The organism is uncultured Altibacter sp. (genome assembly GCF_963972995.1).
In the GTDB taxonomy this organism is placed as follows: domain Bacteria; phylum Bacteroidota; class Bacteroidia; order Flavobacteriales; family Flavobacteriaceae; genus Altibacter.
The window spans coordinates 1-7855 of record NZ_CAXAXI010000048.1; the positions used below are offsets into that span (position 1 = coordinate 1).

Genomic DNA, 7855 nt, shown 5'->3' on the forward strand with positions numbered 1-7855 from the left:
TGTTTCTCGCAGTTCGATTTCTCCTGTACTGAAATATCTCAAACTCGCGGCAACAGCACTACGCTCGTTAATCCTGTTATAGTAGGTAAGATTTCCTAAGAAGATGTCATTTACCAATTTACTTAGGTATGGGGTATACGTTACCCCTACCCCTTGCTTTGAAATTGCAAAAGCGTATTTTGCCGGGTTCCATTGTTGTGAGAATGCATCTGCTGAAGTCGTGACCCCAATATCTCCTAAACCTGCTGCGCGGGCATCGGCTGCAATTAATATAAAAGGCACCGCTGTGGTGATAACTCGTTGTTCTTCTGTGGAATTGTCTTGTGCTGAAACGTTACATACTACTAAACCAACCAATATTGGTATCAGAAATTTCTTCATGAGGTATAAATTTTGACAAATATAATTTTTAATATTTAAAGGATAACCAGTTTTTCGAATTTTTCAACCCGCTGATTGGTTAACGTAGATTTCACTGTAATCTTGTATACATACACTCCTTTTCCAATTTTATCCCCAAAATCATCCAGTCCGTTCCATACGATATCCCGTGATAAGAAGCCATCTGTGGTTACGATCTGATTTTTGGTCCAAACCACTTTTCCGGTAACTGTAAAGACCTGTACTTGCACCTCCAATGGTTCGAAAGGACGGTTGTGATTGAACCAGAATTCGGTATAATTCACAAATGGATTCGGGTAGTTGAGCACCCGAGTAATTTCCAGAGATTCATCGCCCGCTACAATAAATTGAATTTCGGCTGTCGAGGAATTGTTATAGACGTCCCAGGCTTTAAAGGTTAGGGTATGTAAGCCTTCTTCCAAGTCTCTTAACCTGTAGGTCGCTTTTCCTTTGGTAAAATCATCTACCTCGGCTTGATAGTATTCATTGACCACAAAAGGATTTGCTTCATCACCATCCAAGATAGCAATCATATCGTGTCCTATACCACTAGCCGTATTGATCCCGTTCTCGTCTTCCAATTTTGCAATCAATATGGGCGAATCGTTTGTAATCCCCCCGGAAACAAAACTCTCGTCGTTCATAAACAACCTTATGAGCGGCCCTTCGTTATCCTCGGCGGCATTTTCATTTAAGCCTCCCACTTTCAAATCTAAATTATAACCCGTTTGATCAACCAATGCGCCATTTTCTTGTGAATACAGACTAAGACGACCTGTTCCTATGGGTATTTGGGTATCCCTAGGCATTACAAATTCAAATTCGAATACACCATTGGTAGCCGTCGCCTGACCGTTAAAAAGGATCTCTCCTAGAGTAGTGAAATTCAAAATAAGCAAGGGACCATTTGGCGGATTATCACGTACGCCGTCATTCCCCAAGGTTTGACGTTGGACGTTCTTATCGAAAAGTTTTACTTCCACAATCCCGTTGTAGTTAGACAGCAAGGCGCCTGATTCATCCACAACTTCGCCTTTCATACGAACACGTCCCAATGCTTTAAGCGTATCTGTCGCTTGACCAATGGGAACTCCGTTCAACTCGGTTAAACGCACTTCGGGAGCCGGAAAGGCAAGATGCAAAGCAGGATCCCCAATGTAAAAAACCACGCGTCTAAGGTTATTTGATATGTTGTTCTTGGAACGACGTAAGGATTCTGCAGGGGTATTGTAATCGGTTGTCCCAAAGCCGAAGAGTTGAGATGCGAGTTTCTGATTGAACTCCACACCCAATGACACAAAGATGGACCTTGTGGTTGTAATAAGACTAATGGCACCTCCTTCCCGATTCCAAAATGTTAGTTCGCCGGCGGTGACACGAAAGGGATTGTCAAATTTTGTGAATTCGCAAGTCACAGTAATGATGCAAGGATACCGATCTTTATTTCGGAGTCCGGTCGCCACATCCTTCGTATAAATAAATTCCTTCGCCAAGCCATCCTCACCTCCATGTCCGAAATAGTTTACTACCAAGGCCCCCACTTCAATCGCGTTCTTGATGGCCTCCTTTACTTCAGGATAGCGATCCCCACCTGCCGAACTTTCCTGCTGATAAGCGTCACTGTGGATCTTTTTTACATTAATGAAGGGTTTCTGAGCCGAAATGGTATCACCCAATCGGTCGAGATTCACTTCTAGATCTTCATATTCATATTCCTCATCAACATCATCCGATATCAAAACGAAGTTGGTACGCCAATTCCCATAAGAACTCTTAGACAGATAATTCTCAACTTTGTCCACAAGCTGATTTGCCACGAGCACCTCGTCTGCGATCATCCTTCCAACAGCAATATCCAATTTGTCAATATCAATAAATCTATCGTTAGTGAAGGGAATGGGGACCTCCCCTCCAATGGTACCTTCGTTACTGTCTAAGTTTCCGAAGTAGTCATCACTCATAAATGAATTGGATGAACTTGTACTCAACAAGGTGTGAAATGTAGGTACTATATTGTTGTTGTTAGCAAACCTATTCTTGTAATCTACTGAAGTATCGCCTAATAAGCACAGATACTTCAAACGTTTATCGGGTGAAGATGCATTTTCATACACATATCGAACGAAATTTCGAATGGCAGCAATGTCTTGTTTTCCCGAATTGAACTCTTCATAAATGCGATCGGTTGTAACTACTTTAACGTTCAAACCATTGACAGTTTGGTGAAGATTTGCCAGACGCAGGGCAGGCTGAATTAAGAAAGGAGCCGTTACAATTAAATAATCTACGTCTTTAAAATTACCGGAACCATCTGAAAAGATCGTCCCCTTTAAATTTTGATTGGCTACACGGGTCACATTTCCTTTGCTAGGCACATAATAATCATTTGGATTGACCGCAACATATGTTCGAAGTTCTCCCATAACGGCTTTAAAGGCCATGGAAGGACTACTGCCTTCGTTCTGTTTTGCTGAAATCGCTTCAGGATACGTCACATCCCATATTTGTGAGAACTGTGAGGCATTTCCAATTTGATATTCACTAATACCGGAAAGGGTTCTTACCGAATTATTCCGAAACTGTAATTGACCATCCACACCTACCAGCTGGCGCAGTGCTTCCACGCTTATATAATCTAAGTACCCGATACTTGAAGGGTTACCCCCGTTGTTATAAGTAAGATCCACGGTAACGGTTTCTCCGGAAGCAGGAATGATTACTTGGTCAAGTTGAGTATCAAAACTTGCTGTAGATATTAATAAAGTTTGGCCGGTAGACGAGAATACAAGAGGGTTAACGCTACTTCCATTAATAGTCACTGCCATGGAGGTAGTGTTTTCCGCAGCCGCTGCTGCTTTTACCTTTATATGAAGGGGCACTCCGGAAACAATGTTCTGAAAGGAAAATTCGAAAGATTGTTCATTCTCAATATCAAAACGGTTACCAAACCAGCGTCTACCTACTTTTGAAGGACTTTCCTCGTTTTCTTCAAAAAATTTGTAGTCGTGAAATACAGTAATGGGAGGATTTGTGGCAGGTGCCGTTGGCTCTGTCATGGTTTGCACCCTTTTTCCTGGACTTCCATCAGCCGTCACATAATAATAGGATTCATCGGCATACGGATTTTCATTGGTGTCATTTTGAGCGTCATACCCTTTTATACCTATGCCGTAGAAAAGAATAAAATCGCCTGCATCGAAAGAACCGTCTTCCTCGCCTATCACCTGAATGGCGGTCTCTGGCAGATCAATGGGCTCATTGTCTGCATTTAATTGAGAAAGTGCCTTTCCTCCATGACCGTATATTTTTAAATTCTTAGGATCGATCCCGTCGGTATTCATCCCTAGATCAGACAAAAAACTTTTATCTACCCTGTAGACCCCTGTTTCTTCAATCTTGAATTTATACCAATTTCCCGTAGCCAGCACCGAGTTTGCAATAGGCATCCTATTACTAGAACGGTTCTCGCTTTTATACGTGTAAGATACCGTGAAAGAGCGAACTTTTCGCAGCCCGTTGTTGCCATTGACCACCGGAGAAATTGAAAACATGGTATAGATCATATCCCCTCCTCTGGAACTTTCAATGTTGTATATAAGGGCTTTAGGTACTTGTTTTATATCGATCATTTTTAACTCATCTGCCGAAAGTGCTTCATATTGAATACCGGAGACGGCAATAGAATTTGGATCGGCAAAACCTGTATCTCGCCACTGTTGTTCGTAGCTGAGCCTGGTTTTAGTAACGGTTAAATTTATAGAGGCAATCTGCTCCCTTACAATTACAGCGCCATTATTTCTTTTTACAGTGTTGACAGAAGCACCTTCTTTTGAAGCCTCCCAATCTATTGTGAAGTTTTTTTGCTGCGCTAGTATACTGAATGGCAGCACTATTAAAAGCAGTAAAGATAATTTTCTTTTCATCATAAGCAATAACGCTTCAAAGATACACTTAGTATTGTTTTTGTTTTAAACTTTTTTATGCTAACATTTGCATAAAATAAATATTGAAGTAGTACGTTACTATCACGGTCGCTTTTAGGCGGTCGAACCTTACAGTGCATTAATGTGTAAAATATTATTGCACTTTTATCGTTAATTGTTATATTGCGAACCCAATTTTTTCATATTTTGAAACTATGAACTTTAGAAAAAACCTAGCATTACAGCTATTTATTGCAGTAATTGCAGTATCACTTTTAGTAAGTTGCAACAAGTCTAGAGACTACAAAAACAGTTCAAGGGCTACCGGTTGGAAAATGAACGCCAAAGAAGGTGGTTTCCAGTACAACCCAAAAGCAAAGGAACAAGAAACCGGCCCCGGTTTGGTTTTTATTGAAGGTGGAACATACACTATGGGAAAAGTGCAGGATGATCCTATGCACGATTGGAACAACACCCCGACACAGCAGCACGTTCAATCTTTCTACATGGACGAGACTGAAGTGACCAATTTAATGTATTTGGAATACTTAGACTGGATCAAAGGAGTATTCCCGCCCGAAGACGAAAACTTTAGAAGAATATACGAAGGAGCACTGCCAGACACCCTTGTGTGGAGAAACCGTTTAGGTTATAATGAAGTAATGACCAATAATTACCTTCGTCATCCGGCGTACGCCGATTACCCGGTCGTGGGTGTGAGTTGGATTCAAGCTGTAGAATTCAGCAATTGGAGAACAGATCGTGTAAACGAACTTATCTTGGAAGAAGAGGGAATTACAGCTCGTAATGCCCGATATGATGTTGAGCCAGGTCAAACCTTCAACACCGACACTTATCTTAATGCCCCTACCCAAACGTACGGCGGTAGTGATTCCATAACACGTGGCGGTAAGCGTTCGGAAGCATTACTGAAAAGAAGTGAAGACAGCACTAACCTATACATTCAAAGAAAAGATGGTTTGCTTTTACCGGACTACCGACTTCCAACCGAAGCTGAGTGGGAATATGCTGCTTTAGGACTTGTTGGATTGCGCAGTTACAACGTTTACCGAGGCAGAAAAAAATATCCATGGGATGGTCAATATACGCGTTCCGGTTCTAGAAGAACACGGGGAGATCAATTGGCCAACTTCAAACAAGGCGACGGGGATTACGGAGGAATTGCAGGATGGAGTGATGATGGAGCCGATATCACCGCTGAAGTAAAATCCTATGAGCCTAATGATTATGGTCTTTATGACATGGCCGGAAACGTTGCAGAATGGGTTGCCGATGTATATCGTCCTATCGTTGATGACGAGTTTAACGATTTCAACTACTATCGTGGTAACGTTTACACCAAGAACGCCATTGATAAAGATGGAAAGGTTAAAATCATAACCGCAGATTCCATTGTGTATGATACCTTGAGTAATGGTAAAATTATTGCGAGAAATCTACCCGGAGAAATATTACAAGTTCCTGTAGATGAAACTGAGACATATTTAAGAACCAACTTCTCAGACAGCGATAACCGAGATTATCGTGATGGTGATAAACGTTCTACAAGATATTACCAGTCGTTTGCAGATGAAGGCGAAGGCGAAGGAGATGATACCAAGAGAATGTACAATTCACCAAAGCATAAGGTATATGCAGATAGTACAGGTACCTTAGAACGCAAATACGATCAATCCTCCAACAGGACCACATTAATCGACAACGAAGTTCGAGTGTATAAAGGAGGCTCGTGGAGAGATCGTGATTATTGGTTAGATCCGGCTCAACGTCGTTATTTCCCTCAGGATATGGCAACCGATTATATTGGGTTTAGATGTGCAATGTCTCGTGTGGGATCAAAATCCAAAAAAGGAAAACGTCCAAGAAATTAAACGTCATAAATTTTAAAAAGAAAGCCCTTTTAGCAAGATGCCAAAAGGGCTTTTTTAGTACTTTTAATACATGCGAATAGAAACTCTTTACCGCACTTTTTTAAAAAGTTCAGGTGTTTGCACAGATACACGTGTCATCACTAAAAATTGTTTGTTCTTTGCACTTAAGGGAGACAATTTTAACGGAAACACATTTACCCAGGAAGCATTGGACAAGGGAGCCTACAAGGTGGTAGTCGATGATATACGCTATCATAAGAACACAGGTGAGACCATTCTACATGGAGACTCGCTTTCTCTTTTACAAAAACTTGCTGCGTACCACCGAAAAAAGTTGGGACTTCCCATAATTGCGCTCACCGGAAGCAATGGCAAGACAACTACAAAAGAACTTATCAATGCCGTCCTCACTCAAAAATATAAGACCGTCGCCACCAAAGGAAATCTCAACAATCATATAGGGGTGCCCCTCACACTCCTTTCCATGGACGCATCCACCGAGATCGGCATCGTTGAGATGGGAGCTAATCACCGAAAGGAAATAGCGGCCCTCTGCGAGATTGCACAGCCCGATTACGGATATATCACAAACTTTGGAAAAGCCCATTTGGAAGGCTTTGGAGGCATCGAAGGTGTTATTAAAGGCAAGTCTGAACTCTATCAATACCTTGATACTCACAAAAAGACGGTTTTTGTGAATGCAGATGATGAAAAACAACTTGAGCTTACAAAAAAAATGCAGCGTATCACCTTTGGTGAATCCTCTCAGGACGTTATTGTTCAATTAAAGGAAGCATCCAATAAACTACTTGTAGAGTACAATAAAATGAAGCTCCAGACCAATCTTATTGGGTCTTATAATTTTCATAACATCGCTGCGGCGATAAGTATTGGAGAACACTTTGGTGTTTCATCAGAAAAAATAAAACAGGCTATAGAAGGATACATCCCCACCAATAATAGATCCCAGCTTATTGCGAAAGGAAGCAATACTATTATCATGGATGCCTATAACGCAAATCCTACCAGCATGTTGGCGGCGCTAGAAAATATGAAACAAGCGACCGGAACTAATAAAATTATGTATCTGGGTGATATGTTTGAATTAGGCGATGATGCCCCTACCGAACATCAATATATCGTTTCTTATTTGGAAGAACATGCTTTTGGTGAGGCATACCTAATAGGCAGTAATTTTGTCAAAACAAATACCAACGCATCTTTTATTCATCGTTTTGAAACGTTCGATGCCTTCAAGAAGATCTTCCCATCCATAAAACCAAAAGACAGCCTCATACTTATAAAGGCATCAAGAGGTATGGCTTTGGAACGAATACTGGAACTTTTGTAACGAAGGATTTTCCTTTTCAGACATAAAAAAATCCATCTAAAAAAGATGGATTTTTTTGTGGGCCATATTGGATTCGAACCAATGACTTCCACGTTGTCGACGTGACACTCTGAACCAACTGAGTTAATGGCCCGTTAAGGGGTTCCAAAGATATCGAAAATAAAAAATCCTCGAAACATCTTATCCTATATTTTAATTTAAAAATTGATTTGCTTAAAACAATTCTGAACCTACGACTGCAAATACAATCCCATGGGCTGCGCCCATATCGATTTTTGTTTTCTGCA

General features: G+C 41.0%; 4 protein-coding genes and 1 tRNA gene. 2 read left to right on the forward strand and 3 right to left on the reverse strand.

What is annotated here, in order from left to right; genetic code table 11:
- The coding region (locus AACZ11_RS12685) for a PorV/PorQ family protein (RefSeq protein ID WP_339832682.1) at positions 1-381 on the reverse strand (381 nt) is incomplete at its 3' end.
- A gap of 35 nt (positions 382-416) precedes the next feature.
- On the reverse strand, positions 417-4328 hold the full coding sequence (gene porU, locus AACZ11_RS12690; RefSeq protein ID WP_339832684.1) for a type IX secretion system sortase PorU: 3912 nt from the start codon (positions 4326-4328) through the stop codon (positions 417-419).
- A gap of 212 nt (positions 4329-4540) precedes the next feature.
- On the opposite strand from porU, the gene gldJ reads away from it, so the two are divergent.
- A complete protein-coding gene (gene gldJ, locus AACZ11_RS12695; protein WP_290624788.1) occupies positions 4541-6217 on the forward strand; it encodes a gliding motility lipoprotein GldJ in 1677 nt (558 codons plus the stop codon).
- Between the two features lie 70 nt (positions 6218-6287).
- Complete coding sequence (gene murF / locus AACZ11_RS12700; RefSeq protein WP_290624787.1) at positions 6288-7568, forward strand: UDP-N-acetylmuramoyl-tripeptide--D-alanyl-D-alanine ligase; 1281 nt, start codon at positions 6288-6290, stop codon at positions 7566-7568.
- Positions 7569-7626: 58 nt separating this feature from the next.
- Here murF and AACZ11_RS12705 read toward each other — a convergent pair.
- Positions 7627-7701, reverse strand: a tRNA-Val gene (locus AACZ11_RS12705).
- Positions 7702-7855 lie beyond the last annotated feature (154 nt).

Coding starts and splice junctions, on each gene's coding strand:
- porU (WP_339832684.1), bottom strand. CDS start 4,328: ATGATGAAAAGAAAATTATCTTTACTGCTTTTAATAGTGCTGCCATTC.
- gldJ (WP_290624788.1), top strand. CDS start 4,541: ATGAACTTTAGAAAAAACCTAGCATTACAGCTATTTATTGCAGTAATT.
- murF (WP_290624787.1), top strand. CDS start 6,288: ATGCGAATAGAAACTCTTTACCGCACTTTTTTAAAAAGTTCAGGTGTT.